Consider the following 15,018-nt stretch of genomic DNA (forward strand, 5'->3'; position numbering starts at 1 on the left):
GGCTTCGGCGCGTCGGTCGCACCCGCCAAACGGCAGGTGTCGCCGGGCCGTGCCGTGCGCGTCGTGTGGCGGGTCCGCACACCTGGTCGGGTTGCCTCCGCGCCGTCACCACCGTGTCGGCGGTTCGGAACGTCAGGAGGCGGGCCATGACCGAGTACGACGGGCGAGTGGCATGACCACGATGGAAGGGCTGCTGCTGGCGGCGATCGTCCTCCTCGCGCTGATGGTGGCGGGGATGCTGGCGATCGGCGTGCGCCTGGTGCGCCGGCTGGCTGCCCCCACCGCCCCGACCGGTCAGCCGCTGAGCGTGATCGTGGACGACCCGGAGGCGGTGGCCGAGCGCGAGCGCCAGCGCCAGACTCTGGTCGAGCTGCAGAACTCCGTCTCCGACGCGCAGACCGCGCTGGAGGCCGAGCGCCGGTCCGTAGCCGCCGCCCGCGCCGAGGCCACCGCCGTACGCGCCGAGAACGCCGCCGCCAAGGCCGAGGTCACCACGTCGCGCGCCGAGGCGCAGCGGGTGCTGGACGCGGCCCACGCCGAGGCCGACACCGTGCTCCAGCGGGCGCACCGGCAGGCCGAGGAGGACGCCGAGCAGGTCCGGTCGACCGCCCGGCGCACCGGCGAGCGTGAGATCGCGATGCTCACCTCCACCGCCAAGGACCAGGCCGCGGAGGCCGAGCGCCGGCTGCAGCGCCTCGACGAGCGGGAACGGATGCACGCGGCCGAGGCCGAGCGCCTGGCCGAGCGCGAGCGCCAGAACGTGGAGGAGGCCGAGCGCCTCGCCGAGCGCGACCGCCGCATCGCCGCCGCCGAAGCCGAGCTGGCCAAGTGGGAGCTGAGCCTGCAGGGTAAGGAGCAGGAGCTGGCCCAGGCGCAGGAGCAGCGGCGCAAGGAGCTGGAGCGGGTCGCCGGGCTGACCGCCGATGCCGCCAAGGGCGAGCTGGTGGAGACCATCGAGAACCAGGCCAAGCGCGAGGCCGCGCTGCTGGTGCGCGACATCGAGGCCGACGCCCGGTCCACCGGCGAGTCCCGGGCCCGCCACATCGTGGTCGACGCGATCCAGCGGGTGGCCAGCGAGCAGACCGCCGAGAGCGTGGTCAGCGTGCTGCACCTGCCCAGCGACGAGATGAAGGGCCGGATCATCGGCCGCGAGGGCCGCAACATCCGGGCCTTCGAGACGGTCACCGGCGTCAACCTGATCATCGACGACACCCCCGAGGCGGTGCTGCTGTCCTGCTTCGACCCGGTGCGCCGGGAGGTCGGCCGGCTCACCCTGGAGAAGCTGGTCCTCGACGGGCGGATCCATCCGCACCGCATCGAGGAGGTGTACGACGTCGCCAGGTTCGAGGTCGAGCGGATGTGCCAGCGCGCTGCGGAGGACGCACTGGTCGAGGTCGGCATCACCGACATCCACCCGGAGCTGGTGACCCTGCTGGGGCGGCTGCGCTACCGGACGTCGTACGGGCAGAACGTGCTCAAGCACCTGGTGGAGACCGCGCACATCGCCGGGATCATGGCCTCGGAGCTGAAGCTCGACCCCGAGCTGATCAAGCGGTCGGCGTTCCTGCACGACATCGGCAAGGCGCTCACCCACGAGGTGGAGGGCTCGCACGCGCTGATCGGCGCGGACGTGGCCCGGCGCTTCGGGGAGAGCGACGAGGTCGTCCACGCGATCGAGGCGCACCACAACGAGGTGCAGCCGCAGACCATCGAGGCCGTGCTGACCCAGGCGTCGGACGCCTGCTCGGGCGGGCGGCCGGGGGCACGGCGGGAGTCGCTGGAGGCGTACGTCAAGCGGCTGGAGCGCATCGAGGAGATCGCCGGGGCCAAGAGCGGCGTGGACAAGGTGTTCGCGATGCAGGCCGGCCGGGAGATCCGGGTCATGGTCCGCCCCGAGGAGGTCGACGAGATCGGCGCCGCCGTCCTCGCCCGCGACGTCGCCAAGCAGATCGAAGAGGAACTGACCTACCCCGGCCAGATCCGTATCACCGTCGTCCGCGAATCCCGTACCACGGAGATCGCCCGCTGACCGGTGGTCACGGTGGAAACGAAGATCGCTGTTTCGTGTCAGAACCTCGGGTCAGACCCCAGGTTGTGACACGAAACAGCGATCTTGACAGATAGGCGCGGGGCGGGTGGAGCGGCGCGGGGGAGCCGGTCAGGCTCCGCTGCCGCCGCCTCCGCCGCCGAGGCCGGTGGCCGCCGTCGCGGCCGTGGCCGCCTTGGTGGCGGGGTTGGTGACGCCGAGGCGGTTGGCGCGGCGCTCCAGCAGGTGGGCGACCAGGGTCAGCAGACCGTTGATCACGATGTAGATCAGCGCGAGCACCATGAAGGTCGGCACCGCGTTGGTGAACACGGCATAGCCCTTGCTGCCCTCGAGCATCAGCTCGGGGTAGGACACGATGTAGCCGAGCGCGGTGTCCTTGAGCACGACGACGAGCTGGCTGACGATCACCGGCAGCATGCTGCGGGCCGCCTGCGGGATCAGGATGACGCGCATGACCTGGCCCTTGGTCAGGCCGAGGCTGTACGCCGCCTCCGACTGCCCCTTGGGCACGGCCCGGATGCCGGCCCGGAACGCCTCGGCCAGCACCGACCCGTTGTAGAGGGTCAGGCCGATGACGACCGACCAGAACGGCGGGATCAGCGTGCCGAAGACCCAGAACCCGCCGAACGACAGGAAGAAGATCATCAGCAGCACGGGCACGGCGCGGAAGAACTCCACCACCACGCCCGCGGGCACCCGGATCCACCAGTGCTCCGACAGTCGCGCGACGCTGAACACCAGGCCGAAGGCCAGCGCCAGCAGCATCGCGGTGGCGGCGGCCTGCAGTGTGGCGAGCAGGCCGGGCCAGGCGTAGTCGGTCCAGAAGTTGGCGGTCTGGCCGTTGACGGTGACCGTCTCGAAGAACGGCTGCCACTTCTGCCAGGTCCACTGCTGGGTGCTGTCGAACGCGCGGTAGATCCCGTACAGCCCGGCGACCAGCAGCACGGCGAACACGACGCTGAGCACCCGGTTGCGCGCCCGGGCGCGCGGGCCCGGGTGGTCGTAGAGCACGCTCGCGCTCATCACGCCTCCTGGAGAACGTAGTGGCGGGACGGGGTGCGGCTCATCGGCGCACCACCAGGCGGTTGGCCAGGGCGCTGAAGGCGTAGCCGACCGGCACCAGCAGGGCCACGAAGGTCAGCGCGAACACCGCGAAGATCGCGATGGTCTGGTCGCCGTTGCTCTCGATGAGCGCCTTCATCGCGCTGGACGCCTCGGCGACGCCGATGACCCCGGCGATGGTGGCGTTCTTGGTGAGCGCGATCAGGATGCTGCCCAGCGGTGCGACCACCGAGCGCATGGCCTGCGGCAGGATGATCAGGCGCAGGTTCTGGCTGAACGACAGGCCCAGCGCGCGTGCGGCTTCGGCCTGGCCGACCGGCACGGTGTTGATGCCGGAGCGGATCGCCTCGCAGACGAACGCGGCCGTGTACGCCGACAGGCCGGTCACCGCCAGCCAGTAGTTGTTGATGTGGATGTCCTCGGAGAACTCCACGCCGACCGCGCTGTAGAGGCCGAAGAAGCAGAACAGGATGACCAGCGTCAGCGGGGTGTTGCGGAACAGGTGCACCCAGCCCGCGCCCAGCGCGCGCAGCACCGGCACCGGCGACACCCGGCAGGCCGCCAGCAGCATGCCGAGCACGAGCGCCAGCAGCGCGGACGCGCCGGTCAGCTTCAGGATCGTCAAGAAGCCGTCAAGGTACGCCTGCCGGTTCGCCGGATCGAGGAAGACGTCCATCCCGCTCCTCCAGAAAGATCGGACTTCATGAAACGGGTGGGACGGGCGTGTGCCCGTCCCACCCGGGGGTAGCTCAGGCGGGGCAGTTGGTCAGCTTGGAGACGTCCAGGGTCGGCGCCGGGGTGCCGCTCTTGCCGAGCGTGGCGTCCCAGGCCGCCTTGTACGAGCCGTCGGTGACCGACGCCTTCAGGATCTCGTTGATCTTGGTGCAGCCGGCCTTGTCCTCGAGCTTGAGGCCGATGCCGTAGGGCTCGCTGGAGAAGGGCTTGCCGACCAGCTTGAACTTGCCCGCGTACTGCGACTGCGCCGCGTAGCCCGCGAGGATGATGTCATCGGTGGTCACCGCGTCGACGGTGCCGGTGTTCAGCGCCTCGATGCACTTGGAGTAGGCGTCGAACTCCTGCAGCTGCGCCTTCGGGTACTTCTCCTTGATCCGCTTGGCCGGCGTCGAGCCCGTCACCGAGCAGACCTTCTTGCCGTCCAGGCCCTCGGGGCCGGTGATCGTGGAGGCGGTCGGGACCAGCAGGTCCTGGCCGGCGGTGAAGTACGGGCCCGCGAAGTTGACCTTCTTCTTGCGGTCGTCGTTGATGGTGTACGTCGCCACGACGATGTCCACCTGGCCCGTCTGGATGAAGGGCTCGCGGTTGGCCGACACGGTGGTCACGTAGGTGTTCTTGGCGGCGTCGCCACCGAGACCCTTCGCGATGATCTTCGCGATCTCGATGTCGAAGCCCTCGTAGGCGCTGCCGGCCTGCAGGCCGAGGCCCGGCTGGTCGGCCTTGACACCGAACTTGAGCTGGCCCGCCTTCGCCTTCGCGACCAGCGGGCTCTCGCCCGACGGGGTGCTCGGCGTGTCGCTGTCGCTGCCGCAGGCGGCGGCCCCGAACGCGAGCACGGCGACGGCCGCGATGGCGGCAAGACGCTTGATGCGCATTGGTGTCCCTCCCTATGAGCCCGCGCGCCGCGTGCGCGACGTCAGGCGTTCCATGCCGCCGCCTGGTGAGGCGGCGGAGTCTGTCAGTGCTGCAGGATCTTCGACAGGAAGTCGCGCGCCCGCTCGCTCTTCGGGTTGCCGAAGAACTCGGCCGGCGGGGCCAGCTCGACGAGCTGCCCGTCGGCCATGAAGGCGACGCGGTCGGCGGCGGCGCGGGCGAAGCCCATCTCGTGGGTCACCACGATCATGGTCATGCCCTCCTTGGCCAGCGAGGTCATGACCTCCAGCACCTCGCCGACCATCTCCGGGTCCAGCGCGCTGGTGGGCTCGTCGAACAGCATCGCCTTGGGCTGCATCGCCAGCGCGCGGGCGATCGCGGCCCGCTGCTGCTGGCCGCCGGACAGCTGCACCGGCAGCTTGTCGGCCTGGCTGGCGATGCCCACCCGGTCCAGCAGCGCCAGGGCGCGCTCGCGGGCGGCGGCCTTGCTCTCGCCGCGGACCTTGACCGGGCCGAGCATCACGTTGTCGAGGATGCTCATGTGGGCGAAGAGGTTGAACGACTGGAAGACCATGCCGACCTCGCTGCGCAGCTTCGCCAGGGCGCGGCCCTCGGCGGGCAGGTCCTTGCCGTCGAAGCGGATGGAGCCCGAGTTGATCGTCTCCAGCCGGTTGACGGCGCGGCACAGCGTCGACTTGCCGGAGCCCGACGGGCCGATCACCACCACGACCTCGCCGCGGTCGACGGTCAGGCTCACGTCGCGCAGCACGTGCAGGTCTCCGAACCACTTGTTCACCGCGTCCAGCACAATGAGCGGTTCGTGGGACATGCCACCGTCCTTTCGGCGTACGTACATCGTCGTCCCACCGAACTTAGTGCGGCCGAAGCGACGGCAGCGGCGCTGGATGGTCACGACCGGGTAACTTCCCCGGATTCCGTGCCCGTGCCCGCGACCGGATACCCTGGTCGGTTGAGATGACTAGCCAGCCTGAAACCCAGAGCGCACCCGCCCGCACCTACGAGGTGCGCACGTACGGGTGCCAGATGAACGTGCACGACTCCGAGCGCATCTCGGGGCTGCTCGACGGTGCCGGATACGTCCGGCTCGACCCGGCCGCCGAGCCCGGTCGCACCCCGGACATCGTCGTTTTCAACACCTGCGCGGTGCGCGAGAACGCCGACAACCGCCTCTACGGCAACCTCGGCCACCTGCGCCCGGTCAAGGACAAGCACCCGGGGATGCAGATCGCCGTCGGCGGCTGCCTGGCGCAGAAGGACCAGGGCGAGATCGTCAAGAAGGCGCCCTGGGTCGACGTGGTGTTCGGCACCCACAACATCGGCTCGCTGCCGGTGCTGCTGGAGCGGGCCCGCCACAACGAGCAGGCCCAGGTCGAGCTGCTGGAGTCACTGGAGGTGTTCCCGTCGACGCTGCCGACCCGGCGCGAGTCGACGTACTCCGGCTGGGTGTCGATCTCGGTCGGCTGCAACAACACCTGCACCTTCTGCATCGTGCCCGCCCTGCGCGGCAAGGAGAAGGACCGCCGCCCCGGCGACGTGCTCGCCGAGGTCGAGGCGCTGGTCGCCGAGGGCGTGCTCGAAGTGACCCTGCTCGGCCAGAACGTGAACACGTACGGCGTCGAGTTCGGCGACCGGCTGGCGTTCGGCAAGCTGCTGCGGGCCACCGGGCAGCTGCGGGACAAGGGGCTGGAGCGGGTGCGTTTCACCAGCCCGCACCCGGCGGCGTTCACCGACGACGTGATCGAGGCGATGGCCGAGACGGACAACGTCTGCCACTCGCTGCACATGCCGCTGCAGTCGGGGTCGGATGCGGTGCTCAAGGCGATGAAGCGCTCGTACCGGTCCGACCGGTATCTGTCGATCATCGACAAGGTGCGTGCGGCCATGCCGGACGCGGCGATCACCACCGACATCATCGTCGGGTTCCCTGGGGAGACCGAGGCGGACTTCGAGGAAACGCTGCGGGTGGTGCGGGAGTCGCGCTTTGCCAGCGCGTTCACGTTCCAGTACTCGATCCGGCCCGGCACGCCCGCGGCGACGATGGACGGCCAGGTGCCCAAGGCGGTGGTGCAGGAGCGCTACGAGCGGCTCGTGGCCACCCTGGAGGAGATCACCTGGGCGGAGAACAAGCGGCTGGTCGGGCGCGAGGTCGAGGTGCTGGTCGCCGTCGGCGAGGGCCGCAAGGACCAGGCCACGGGCCGGATGTCCGGGCGGGCCCGGGATGGCCGGCTGGTGCACTTCGCGGTGGCGCCGGAGCAGGTCGCGCTGGTGCGTCCGGGCGACATCGTGCACACCGTGGTCGACTACGCGGCCCCGCACCACCTGAACTGCGACGGGGCGCTGGTGTCGCACCGGCGTACCCGGGCCGGGGACGCGTACGAGGCGGGGCGGGTGGCGCGTACCGCCGGGGTGATGCTCGGCCTGCCCACCATCGGCAAGCCCCCCGTCCAGCCGACCCCGACCGACTCCGCCTGCGCCACCTGCTGACCCCGGCGCGCCCCGCGTCGGCCTGCACCGCTTCACACACCGGTCGGCACTGGTCGGTCTTGCGGCCGGTGCGCGCACCGCGGCGACACTTGGTCCGTCGCGCAGTAGTCGCGAGGTCTGCCGCGCGGTCTGCCGCGCGGTGCGGGCGAAGATCGCTGTTTGCGGTCGAAACCTGCGGTCTGACCGCAGTTCTTGACCCGAAACGGCGATCTTCGCCCGCACCCGGAGCGCCGGAGCCGGAGCGAACGTTAAGAAGGGCACCTTCTACATCGCAAAGCGATGGGAAGGTGCCCTTCCTTCGTTCGAAACGCGGGGGTGAGCTGCGACGATGATTCGCGAAACGCCGGTAGGTCCGAATCTGGGTAGTCTCGGCTAAATCGAGTAATCTGTCTTGGTTTCTCCTCCATCTCCCCGGGAGACCGCATGCGAACAGGTGTTTGGCTGGTCGGTGGGCGGGGGTCGGTCGCCGTCACCAGCATGGTCGGAGCCGTCGCGCTGCGCGCGGGGCTCGCCGAGCCCACCGGCTGCGTCACGGAACTGCCGCAACTGCGGCACCCCCAACTGCCCCAGCTCGCCGACCTGGTGTTCGGCGGGCACGACGTGATCGCCACCCCGATCCTCAAGAAGGCCGAGGCGCTCGCCGACGCGGGTGTGCTGCCCGGCCGCCTGGTCACGGCCCTGCAGCCGGAGCTCGCCGCGCTCGACGCCGAGGTGCGTCCCGCACCGCGCGGGGCGACCCAGGCCGAGACCGCGGCGCTGGTCGCCGCCGACATCGACGAGTTCCGCCGCCGCCACGAGCTGGGGCGGGTGGTGGTCGTCAACGTGTCGTCGACCGAGCCCGCCGCCGAGCCGCACGAGGCGCACGCAGCCCTCGACGTGCTGCGCGAGGCCTTGCGCGGGCCGGTGCCGGTGCTGCCGCCCAGCTCGCTGTACGCGTACGCGGCGTTCACCGCCGGGTGCTCGTATGTCGACTTCACGCCTTCGACCGGGGCGCGGCTGCCGGCGCTGTCGCAGCTGGCGTACGAGCGCGGCGTGCCGTACGGCGGGCACGACGGCAAGACGGGGGAGACCCTGGTCAAGTCGGTGCTCGCGCCCATGTTCGCGATGCGCGGCCTGGATGTGCGCAGCTGGTCCGGCGCGAACCTGCTCGGCGGCGGGGACGGGGCCAACCTGGCCCAGCCCGCGCCGAACGCGGCCAAGGCAGCCAGCAAGCAGCGGGTGCTCGCCGAGACGCTGGGCCACCAGCCGCAGGGCGACACCCGCATCGAGTACGTCGAGGACCTGGGCGAGTTCAAGACCGCCTGGGATCTGATCACGTTCCGCGGGTTCCTGGGCACCGCGATGCGGATGGAGTTCAGCTGGCACGGCTGCGACTCGGCGCTGGCCGCCCCGCTCGTGCTGGACCTGGTCCGGCTCACCGCCGCCGCGCACCGCGCCGGGCGTTGCGGACCGCTGCCGGAGCTGGCGTTCTTCTTCAAGGACCCGCTCGGCGACGTCGAGCACGGGCTGTCCGCCCAGTTCGACGCCCTGGTCCGGATGGTCGAGGGCCTGGCGTGACCGCGCTGACCGAGGCGCAGCGCGCCGCGGCGCTGCCCGCCGCCCGCGCCCTGCGCGCCGCCCAGGGCCGGCGCATGACCGCTCGCCGCCCGCGAGAAGTGAATCTTGTGCGGTTGAGGTCGTCAGAGCGACACGAACTGCACAAGATCCATGGTCGGGGGGTGCCGGGCGGGCGCGGAGCGAGCGCCGAGGGAGCCGTCGCCGCGGCTCCGGCGCGCGGCTCGGGCAGCCGCTGGGCGGGCAGCCGCTGGGCGGGCATGGTGCGCGACCTGGCTGAGCTGGTGCGGGCACCCGCGGCGCTGTCGGTGCCGGGGGACGTGATCGCCGGGGCGGCGGCCGCGGGAACGCTGAACCGGCGCACGCCGGGGCTGGCGGCGGCGTCGGTGTGCCTGTACTGGGCGGGCATGGCCGCCAACGACTGGGCCGATCGGGACCTCGACGCGGTCGAGCGGCCGGAGCGGCCGATCCCCAGCGGACGGGTGTCGCCCCGGGCCGCGCTCGGCCTGGCCGCCGGGCTGACGGCTGCCGGGGTGGGCCTGGCCGCGTGGGCGGGCGGCCGCCGCGGGCTGGCCACCGCGGTGCCGCTGGCCGCCACCGTGTGGGCGTATGACGTGAAGGCCAAGAACACCGCGGCGGGACCGGCCGTCATGGCCGCCTGCCGGGGGCTGGACGTGCTGCTCGGCGCGTCGACCGGGCGGGCCGCGAAGGCGCTGCCCGCGGCGCTGACGGTGGCCGCGCACACGTACACCGTCACCGCGCTGTCGCGGCGCGAGGTGTCCGGCACGGACGCGAGCCTGCCGGTGGCGACGCTGGCCGGGACGGTGGCCGTCGCCGCGACCGCGGCCGGGGCGAGCCGGCAGAAGGGCTGGCGGGCCGTGCTGCCCGTGGCGCTGGCCGGCTGGTATCTCACCCACTACGGCCGGGCGCAGGCGCGCGCGGCGGCCCAGCCGGACGCGGCCCGGGTCCGCGCCGCCGTCGGCTCGGGCATCACCGGCCTGCCCACGTTGCAGGGCACCCTGGCCGCCCGGACCGGGGCAGGTGTCACCGGGCTGGCGCTGGCCGCTCTCGCGCCGCTGGCCCGGCGCCTGGTCCGGAGGATCTCGGCCACATGAACCTGCGCTTCGGGTACGGCACCAACGGCTTCGCCAACCACCGCCTCGGCGACGCGCTGGCGGTGCTCGCCGACCTCGGCTACGACGGCGTCGCGCTGACCCTCGACCACCACCACCTCGACCCGTACGCCCCCGGCCTGGCCCGCCGGGTCTCCGGCCTGGCCACCCGGCTGATGGAGCTGGGCCTGTCCGTGGTGATCGAGACGGGCGCGCGCTACCTGCTCGACCCGCGCCGCAAACACGCGCCGACGCTGCTGCACGACGAGCGTGAGGTGCGGCTGGACTTCCTGCTGCGCGCCGTGTCCATCGCGTCCGACCTGGGTGCGGAGGCGATGTCGTGCTGGTCGGGGGTGCGCCCGCCGTCGGTCGATCCGCAGCTGGCCTGGGACCGGCTGGTCGACGGCTGTGCGCGGCTCACCGAGGCGGCGTCCAAGGCCGCGGTGCCGGTCGGTTTCGAGCCGGAGCCGGGCATGTTCGTGCAGGACCTGGCGGGGTGGCGGACGCTGCACCGGGCGCTGGGCATGCCGCGCGCGTTCGGGCTGACCCTCGATCTCGGGCACTGCCGGTGCCTGGAGCCCGAGCCGGTCGCCGACTGCGTCGTGGCGGCCGCGCCGTGGCTGGTCAACGTGCAGATCGAGGACATGCGCCGGGGCGTGCACGAGCACCTGGAGTTCGGCGAGGGCGAGATCGAGTTCCCGCCGGTGCTGCGGGCGCTGGCCGACATCGGATACCGCGGCCTGGTCGGGGTGGAACTGCCCCGGCACTCGCACGCCGCCCCGGACGTGGCAGGGCGCTCGCTGACGTTCCTGCGCGCCGCCGCCGGGCAGTCCGGTGGCGCGGCCGACCGTGCCCCCACGCTGGGGCAGCGTGCCCCGGGGCAGCGCCGCCCGGCCGGGGCGGTGCCCGCGCCGGAGGTGCTGCGGGCAGCCCTGGCCGCCGTGGACGACGGCGGCTGGCTGGACGAGGCGCTGCGCCGGGTGGCCGCCGACCCGTCCGTGATCAGCCGGCTGTTCCCGGCCGCGGCCCGCCGATGCGGACGGGGCGAGGTCCTGCCCGGCTGGACCGCCGACGAGGCAGCCCGCGCGGTGCTGCTGGCCACGCTGCCCGCCGAACGGGCGGTGGCGCAGGCCCGCGCGCTCTACCGGCACGGCGACGCCGCGGAGAAGCGGGCCGTGCTGCGCGCGCTGCCGCTGCTGCCGGTCGGCGCGAGCGCGGTCGAGCTGCTGCATGACGCGATCCGCACCAACGACACCCGGCTGGTCGCCGCGGCGCTGGGCCCGTACGCGGCACATCTGGACGCCGCCGCCTGGCGCCAGGCCGTCGTCAAGTGCGTGTTCATGGGCATCGCGCTGACCTGCGTGGACGACCTGGACCACCGGGCCGACAGCGAACTCGCCGCGATGCTGGCCGGGGTCGCCGACGAGCGCCACGCCGCCGGGCGCGAGCTGCCCGCCGACGCCGCGGCGCTGCTGGCCCGGCTCAAAGCCGAGAAGGGGATCTGATGCGCATCTTCGACCCGCACGTGCACATGACCTCACGCACCACCGACGACTACGAGGCGATGGCCGCCGCCGGGGTGCGTGCCGTGGTGGAGCCCGCGTTCTGGCTGGGCCAGCCGCGTACCAGCCCGGGTTCCTTCGCCGACTACTTCGACGCGCTGATCGGCTGGGAGCCGTTCCGGGCCGGGCAGTTCGGCATCCGGCACTTCGCCACGATCGCGCTGAACCCGAAGGAGGCCAACGACCCGCGCTGCCGCGAGGTGCTCGAACTGGTCCCGCGCTACCTGGACAAGGACGCAGTGGTCGCGGTCGGGGAGATCGGGTACGACTCGATGACGCCGCAGGAGGACCACGCGTTCGCGGTACAGCTGGGGCTGGCGGTGGAGTTCGATCTGCCGGCGCTGGTGCACACGCCGCACCGGGACAAGGTACGCGGCACGCAGCGCAGCCTGGACGTGGTCAAGGAGTCCGGCATAGACCCGGCCCGGGTGGTCATCGACCATCTCAACGAGGTGACCGTCGAGCTGGTCCGCGACAGCGGGTGCTGGCTGGGCTTCTCGATCTATCCGGACACCAAGATGTCGCCGCCGCGCATGGTGGAGCTGCTGCGCCGCCACGGCACCGAGCGCATGCTGGTCAACTCGGCGGCCGACTGGGGCCGCTCCGACCCGCTGCTCACCCGGCGCACCGGCGAGGCGATGCTCGCGGCCGGGTTCAGCGACGACGACGTGGACCGGGTGCTGTGGCGCAACCCGGTCGAGTTCTACGGCCAGTCCGGGCGGCTCGACCTGTCCGACGCGGACGCGCCCGCCGACTTCGCCGGGAACTCGATCAAGCGGGGTGGCGCCTGATGCGGCTGTTCCATCCCGACGGGCAGACCGTGCACCTGAGCTACTGCACCAACGTGCACCCGGCCGAGGACCTCGACGGCATCGTGGCGCAGCTCGACACGTACGGCACCGCGATCCGCCGGGAACTGGACGCGGATGTGCTGGGGCTGGGCCTGTGGCTGGCCGCGCCCGCGGCGTCCGCGCTGGCCGCCGAGCCGCACCTGCGCCGCACGCTGCGGCGGGAGCTGGACTCGCGCGGGCTGGAGGTGGTCACCCTCAACGGGTTCCCGTACCAGTCGTTCCAGGCCGAGGTCGTCAAGCACGCGGTGTACCACCCGGACTGGACCACCCCGGAGCGGCTGCGCTACACCCTGGACCTGGCCGTGGTGCTGGCCGACCTGCTGCCCGACGACGCGGTGCGCGGCTCCATCTCGACGCTGCCGCTGGCCTGGCGCGAACCCTGGGACACCGAGCGCGCCGGCACGGCCGGGCGGGTGCTGGACGAGCTGGCCGACGGCCTGGCCGCCATCGCCGGGCGCACCGGCCGCACCGTGCAGGTCGGCTTCGAACCCGAGCCCGGCTGCGTGGTGGAGACCACCGAGCAGGCCGCCCGGCTGTGGGCCGGCATGGACGGCGACTGGCTCGGCGTATGCCTCGACCTCGCGCACCTGGCCTGCGCGTGGGAGGAGCCCGCCGAGGCGCTGTCCCGGCTCGCGCGGGCCGGGCTGCCGGTGATGAAGGTGCAGGTGTCCGCCGCGCTGACCGCCGACGACCCGGTCGCGGCCCAGGCCGTGCTGCGCGGCTACGACGAGCCGCGTTTCCTGCACCAGACCCGGGGCTCGCGCGGCGAGGCCGCCGACGACCTCGGCGAAGCCCTGGACCGGCTGCTGCCGCGCCCGCGCCGCACCCCGCAGCCGTGGCGGGTGCACTACCACGTGCCGCTGCACGCCGAACCGGCCGCGCCGCTCGGCAGCACCCTGCCCGAGCTGCGGGTCGCGCTCAAGGAGCTGTTCGGCGGGCCGACCGCGGGCTGCGACCACGTGGACGTGGAGACGTACACCTGGAACGTGCTGCCCCCGGCACAGCGGCCGGTCACCCCCGCGCAGCTGGCCGCGGGGATCGCGGCGGAGCTGGCGTTCGCCCGCGACGAGCTGATCGCGCTCGGGCTGACCCCGGGCGGCCCGACCGCGCCGCTGGAGATGATGGAACTGCAGGAGGTCCGCCCGTGGACACCGTGACCCCGCTGGTCGTGCTCGACGTCGTCGGGCTGACCTCCCGCCTGCTGGAGCACATGCCCCGGCTGCGGGCGCTCGCCGACACCGGCTTCGCCGCCCCGCTCGGCACCGTGCTGCCCGCGGTCACCTGCTCGGCGCAGTCGACCCTGCTCACCGGCGTCATGCCGGCCCAGCACGGCATCGTCGGCAACGGCTGGTACTTCCGCGACCTCGGCGAGGTGCTGCTGTGGCGGCAGCACCACGCGCTGGTCGGCGGCGAGAAGGTCTGGCAGGCGGCGCGCAAGGCCCGCCCCGGCTACACGGTGGCCAACGTCTGCTGGTGGTACGCCATGGGCGCCGACGTCGACTGGACCGTCACGCCGCGGCCCGTGTACCGGGCGGACGGGCGCAAGGAGCCCGACTGCTACACCGACCCGCCGCAGCTGCACGACGCGCTCACCGCCGAGCTGGGCACGTTCCCGCTGTTCCAGTTCTGGGGGCCGGGGGCCGGCATCGCCTCGACCCGCTGGATCGCCGCCGCGGCCCGGCACATCATGGCCGCCCACTCACCCGACCTGACCCTGGTCTACCTGCCGCACCTCGACTACGACCTGCAGCGCTTCGGCCCGTACGGTCCCGAGGCCGCCGCGGCCGCGCGCGAACTCGACGAGGTGCTCGGTCCGCTGCTCGACGCCGCGCAAGCACGCGGGGCGACCGTGGTGGCGCTGTCGGAGTACGGCATCACGCCGGTGCGCCGGCCCGTGGACATCAACCGGGCGCTGCGGGCCGAGGGCCTGCTGCGCGTGCACACCCAGGCCGGCATGGAATACCTCGATCCGTGGACCTCGCGGGCCTTCGCCGTCGCCGACCACCAGGTCGCGCACGTCTACGTGGCCGATCCCGCCGACCGGGCCGTGGCCGCCAAGATCTGCGCGAACCTCCCAGGCGTGGCCCAGGTGCTCGACGAGGCGGGCAAGGCCGCCTACGGCCTCGACCACCCCCGCTCCGGCGAGCTGGTCCTGGTCGCCGAACCGGACGCCTGGTTCACCTACTACTACTGGCTCGACGACACCAAGGCCCCTGACTTCGCCCGCCTAGTCGAGATCCACCGCAAGCCCGGCTACGACCCCGCCGAGCTGTTCTTCGACCCGGCCGCCCCCGCCGCCGCCAAACGCCGCGCCGCCACCGCCCTGCTCCGCAAGAAGGCGGGCATGCGCTACCTGATGAACGTCGTCGGCCTCGACGCGGGCGCCCGAGCCGTCCGCGGCTCCCACGGCCGCCTGCCCACCGACGCCGCCGACGGCCCCCTACTCATCTGCTCCGACCCGTCCCAGCAGCGTGACGCCTTCGCCGCCACCGACGTGAAACCCCTCCTCCTCCGCCTCGCCGGCCTCACCCCACCCACCTCCTAACCCCACGCCGCCGTCCCACCCGTGCCGCAACTCTTGAAGAGTCGCGGCTACGGGGTGGCCGTGAAGCCGCGACTCTTTAAGAGTTGCGGCAGGTGGGGGCGGGGTGAGAACCTCGCCGGCCCGGTGCGGCGGTCGCACTCGGGCCGGCGAGACCTGGCGCCCATCTCCGGCG

General features: G+C 72.6%; 12 protein-coding genes. 8 read left to right on the forward strand and 4 right to left on the reverse strand.

Annotated elements, in window-relative coordinates:
• The first annotated feature begins 172 nt into the window (after positions 1 to 172).
• The gene (gene rny, locus F6W97_RS21240; protein WP_155372184.1) at positions 173 to 2,029 is read left to right on the forward strand and encodes a ribonuclease Y; all 1,857 of its coding nucleotides are present in this window, start codon (positions 173 to 175) and stop codon (positions 2,027 to 2,029) included.
• Between the two features lie 129 nt (positions 2,030 to 2,158).
• Here the strand turns inward: rny and F6W97_RS21245 are convergent, their stop codons facing one another.
• From F6W97_RS21245 to F6W97_RS21260, 4 genes are all read right to left on the reverse strand, one after another.
• Positions 2,159 to 3,073 carry an amino acid ABC transporter permease gene (locus F6W97_RS21245; RefSeq protein WP_155372185.1) on the reverse strand — a complete coding sequence of 305 codons (915 nt, stop codon included), beginning with the start codon at positions 3,071 to 3,073 and terminating at the stop codon, positions 2,159 to 2,161.
• Positions 3,074 to 3,110: 37 nt separating this feature from the next.
• Complete coding sequence (locus F6W97_RS21250; RefSeq protein ID WP_155372186.1) at positions 3,111 to 3,785, reverse strand: amino acid ABC transporter permease; 675 nt, start codon at positions 3,783 to 3,785, stop codon at positions 3,111 to 3,113.
• A 73-nt stretch (positions 3,786 to 3,858) separates the two neighbouring features.
• Positions 3,859 to 4,719 carry a glutamate ABC transporter substrate-binding protein gene (locus F6W97_RS21255; protein WP_120318600.1) on the reverse strand — a complete coding sequence of 287 codons (861 nt, stop codon included), beginning with the start codon at positions 4,717 to 4,719 and terminating at the stop codon, positions 3,859 to 3,861.
• A gap of 83 nt (positions 4,720 to 4,802) precedes the next feature.
• Positions 4,803 to 5,546, reverse strand: coding sequence for an amino acid ABC transporter ATP-binding protein (locus F6W97_RS21260; RefSeq protein ID WP_155372187.1), 744 nt, complete (start codon positions 5,544 to 5,546; stop codon positions 4,803 to 4,805).
• 146 nt (positions 5,547 to 5,692) lie between these two features.
• Between F6W97_RS21260 and miaB the strand changes: the two genes are divergently transcribed.
• The 7 genes from miaB (at position 5,693) to F6W97_RS21295 (ending at position 14,846) form a co-directional block, all read left to right on the forward strand.
• Positions 5,693 to 7,222 (forward strand): tRNA (N6-isopentenyl adenosine(37)-C2)-methylthiotransferase MiaB, encoded by a 1,530-nt coding sequence (miaB, locus tag F6W97_RS21265; RefSeq protein WP_155372188.1) that lies wholly within the window; start codon positions 5,693 to 5,695, stop codon positions 7,220 to 7,222.
• Between the two features lie 423 nt (positions 7,223 to 7,645).
• Positions 7,646 to 8,779: an inositol-3-phosphate synthase gene (locus tag F6W97_RS21270; protein ID WP_155372189.1), complete on the forward strand. Its 1,134-nt coding sequence runs from the start codon at positions 7,646 to 7,648 to the stop codon at positions 8,777 to 8,779.
• 257 nt (positions 8,780 to 9,036) lie between these two features.
• A complete protein-coding gene (locus F6W97_RS21275) occupies positions 9,037 to 9,891 on the forward strand; it encodes an SCO3242 family prenyltransferase (RefSeq protein WP_155373015.1) in 855 nt (284 codons plus the stop codon).
• Complete coding sequence (locus F6W97_RS41420; protein WP_155372190.1) at positions 9,888 to 11,393, forward strand: EboA domain-containing protein; 1,506 nt, start codon at positions 9,888 to 9,890, stop codon at positions 11,391 to 11,393. Before F6W97_RS21275 ends, F6W97_RS41420 begins: the two co-directional genes overlap by 4 nt.
• Positions 11,393 to 12,241, forward strand: coding sequence for a TatD family hydrolase (locus F6W97_RS21285; protein WP_155372191.1), 849 nt, complete (start codon positions 11,393 to 11,395; stop codon positions 12,239 to 12,241). Before F6W97_RS41420 ends, F6W97_RS21285 begins: the two co-directional genes overlap by 1 nt.
• Positions 12,241 to 13,458: a metabolite traffic protein EboE gene (gene eboE / locus F6W97_RS21290; protein ID WP_155372192.1), complete on the forward strand. Its 1,218-nt coding sequence runs from the start codon at positions 12,241 to 12,243 to the stop codon at positions 13,456 to 13,458. The genes F6W97_RS21285 and eboE overlap by 1 nt, the downstream gene beginning before the upstream one ends.
• A complete protein-coding gene (locus F6W97_RS21295) occupies positions 13,446 to 14,846 on the forward strand; it encodes an alkaline phosphatase family protein (protein WP_269059705.1) in 1,401 nt (466 codons plus the stop codon). The genes eboE and F6W97_RS21295 overlap by 13 nt, the downstream gene beginning before the upstream one ends.
• Positions 14,847 to 15,018: the final 172 nt, after the last annotated feature.

The sequence above is a fragment of the Catellatospora vulcania genome (genome assembly GCF_009720385.1).
In the GTDB taxonomy this organism is placed as follows: Bacteria; Actinomycetota; Actinomycetes; order Mycobacteriales; family Micromonosporaceae; genus Catellatospora; species Catellatospora vulcania.

What these genes read in the sequence shown, in the direction of transcription:
- F6W97_RS21260 (WP_155372187.1), bottom strand. Translation starts at nt 5,546, where the DNA reads ATGTCCCACGAACCGCTCATTGTGCTGGACGCGGTGAACAAGTGGTTC.
- F6W97_RS21270 (WP_155372189.1), top strand. Translation starts at nt 7,646, where the DNA reads ATGCGAACAGGTGTTTGGCTGGTCGGTGGGCGGGGGTCGGTCGCCGTC.
- rny (WP_155372184.1), top strand. Translation starts at nt 173, where the DNA reads ATGACCACGATGGAAGGGCTGCTGCTGGCGGCGATCGTCCTCCTCGCG.
- miaB (WP_155372188.1), top strand. Translation starts at nt 5,693, where the DNA reads ATGACTAGCCAGCCTGAAACCCAGAGCGCACCCGCCCGCACCTACGAG.
- eboE (WP_155372192.1), top strand. Translation starts at nt 12,241, where the DNA reads ATGCGGCTGTTCCATCCCGACGGGCAGACCGTGCACCTGAGCTACTGC.
- F6W97_RS41420 (WP_155372190.1), top strand. Translation starts at nt 9,888, where the DNA reads ATGAACCTGCGCTTCGGGTACGGCACCAACGGCTTCGCCAACCACCGC.
- F6W97_RS21275 (WP_155373015.1), top strand. Translation starts at nt 9,037, where the DNA reads ATGGTGCGCGACCTGGCTGAGCTGGTGCGGGCACCCGCGGCGCTGTCG.
- F6W97_RS21285 (WP_155372191.1), top strand. Translation starts at nt 11,393, where the DNA reads ATGCGCATCTTCGACCCGCACGTGCACATGACCTCACGCACCACCGAC.
- F6W97_RS21250 (WP_155372186.1), bottom strand. Translation starts at nt 3,785, where the DNA reads ATGGACGTCTTCCTCGATCCGGCGAACCGGCAGGCGTACCTTGACGGC.
- F6W97_RS21255 (WP_120318600.1), bottom strand. Translation starts at nt 4,719, where the DNA reads ATGCGCATCAAGCGTCTTGCCGCCATCGCGGCCGTCGCCGTGCTCGCG.